We start from the raw sequence: 1,441 nt of genomic DNA, 5'->3' as shown, positions 1-1,441 counted from the left end.
ATTGCGATCTTGGGATATGCCGCTGGCCTCGGCTGCGTGCTGCTTTCGGGAACGCGTTCGGCGTGGCTGGCCATTCCCATCCATCTCGTCATCCTTCTCTGGTATTTTCGCAAACACAGCTTCCATCTGAGTTTGCGCAGTCTCGCCATCACCGGCTCTTTGCTGTTTGCGGGACTTATCGCGCTGGGCAGCGGCCAGATCATCCATCGCATCCACGCGCTGCAGGAAAATATGGCAGCGCTTGAACGCAGTGAAGGTGAGATTACCTCACTCAGCGCGCGGGTCGCTTTGTACAAAGGCGCACTATCAGCAATCAGCAAGGACCCGTTCACCGGTTATGGCCCGCAAAACAGGATGGCCTCGGTCTTGGCGGAACTGCCAGACAGCATGCGACCATACTTGACCTTCTCGCATGTCCATAACGGCTTTCTGACAGCGGGAATTGACGCCGGCGTTGTCGGCATCGCGGCGCTTTCGCTGCTGCTCCTGGCGCCTTTGATAGCCGCGTGGAAAAAGGAACCCGGTCCTGGCAGGGACCTGTCCATAGCGCTCGCTCTTCTGCTCACCAGCAGCTACATTGTTACCGGCAGCGTCGGCATCATGTTCAACCAAAAGGCACTGGATCCGATCTTCGCCTATATGGTCGCCCTGATTTGCTTGGAGCGGGGCAGCACAGTCTTCGCGCCCGTCGTGCGAAGCTGAATTCCGCGCTCAACGCTTGCGCGTTGTCGTCTTCAGGCCGCCGGAACGGTTTCGGCGCCGGTGAAGGCAAGATCCGAAACCTCACCGGTTGAGGAATAGCCGGAGACGAGTTCTGCCAAGGTCGCGCGTGCCGCGACCATATCGTTTCGATCCAATGCCGCATTGAGCAAGCTGAGCTTCTTCGAAAGCTCCGGCCAGAACAGGAAATCCTCGCGCGCCTTCATAATCCGGGGATGTTCGGTTGTCTCAGGGTTGTCCCCGATCAACAGTTCTTCATAAAGCTTCTCGCCGGGCCTCAGGCCGGTAACGGAAAGCTCGATGTCCCCTTCGGGATTATCCTCGTCGCGGACGGTCAATCCCGAAAGCTCGACCATCTTGCGGGCGAGATCTGCGATGCGGACGGGCTCGCCCATGTCGAGCAGGAAAACATCCCCGCCCTCGGCCATCGCGCCCGCCTGAATGACCAGTTGCGAGGCCTCCGAAATGGTCATGAAGTAGCGGGTTATTTTTGGGTGGGTCAGGGTAACCGGCCCGCCGTCCTTGATCTGCTGCCGGAACAGCGGCACGACGGATCCGGAGGAACCGAGCACGTTTCCGAACCGGACCATGGAGAAATTCGTGCGCACTCTGTCAACGGCCGGTTCTGCGGCAAGCGCCTGCAGAACCATCTCTGCCAGCCTCTTGCTGGCGCCCATCACATTCGTCGGACGCACGGCTTTGTCCGTGCTGATCAGCACAA

General features: G+C 59.2%; 2 protein-coding genes. One reads left to right on the top strand and one right to left on the bottom strand.

Features of this window, described 5'->3' with window-relative positions; genetic code table 11:
• Positions 1–702, top strand: a 702-nt coding sequence (locus tag CO655_RS33095) for an O-antigen ligase family protein (protein ID WP_141514398.1), incomplete at its 5' end; no start/stop codon positions are given.
• Between the two features lie 32 nt (positions 703–734).
• Here CO655_RS33095 and CO655_RS33090 read toward each other — a convergent pair.
• The coding region (locus CO655_RS33090) for a polysaccharide biosynthesis protein (protein ID WP_176539355.1) at positions 735–1,441 on the bottom strand (707 nt) is incomplete at its 5' end.

The organism is Rhizobium sp. M1, assembly GCF_002531805.1.
In the GTDB taxonomy this organism is placed as follows: domain Bacteria; phylum Pseudomonadota; class Alphaproteobacteria; order Rhizobiales; family Rhizobiaceae; genus Rhizobium; species Rhizobium etli_C.
Note: the sequence above shows the minus strand (reverse complement) of the source record. Positions and strands in the feature narration are given on the sequence as shown.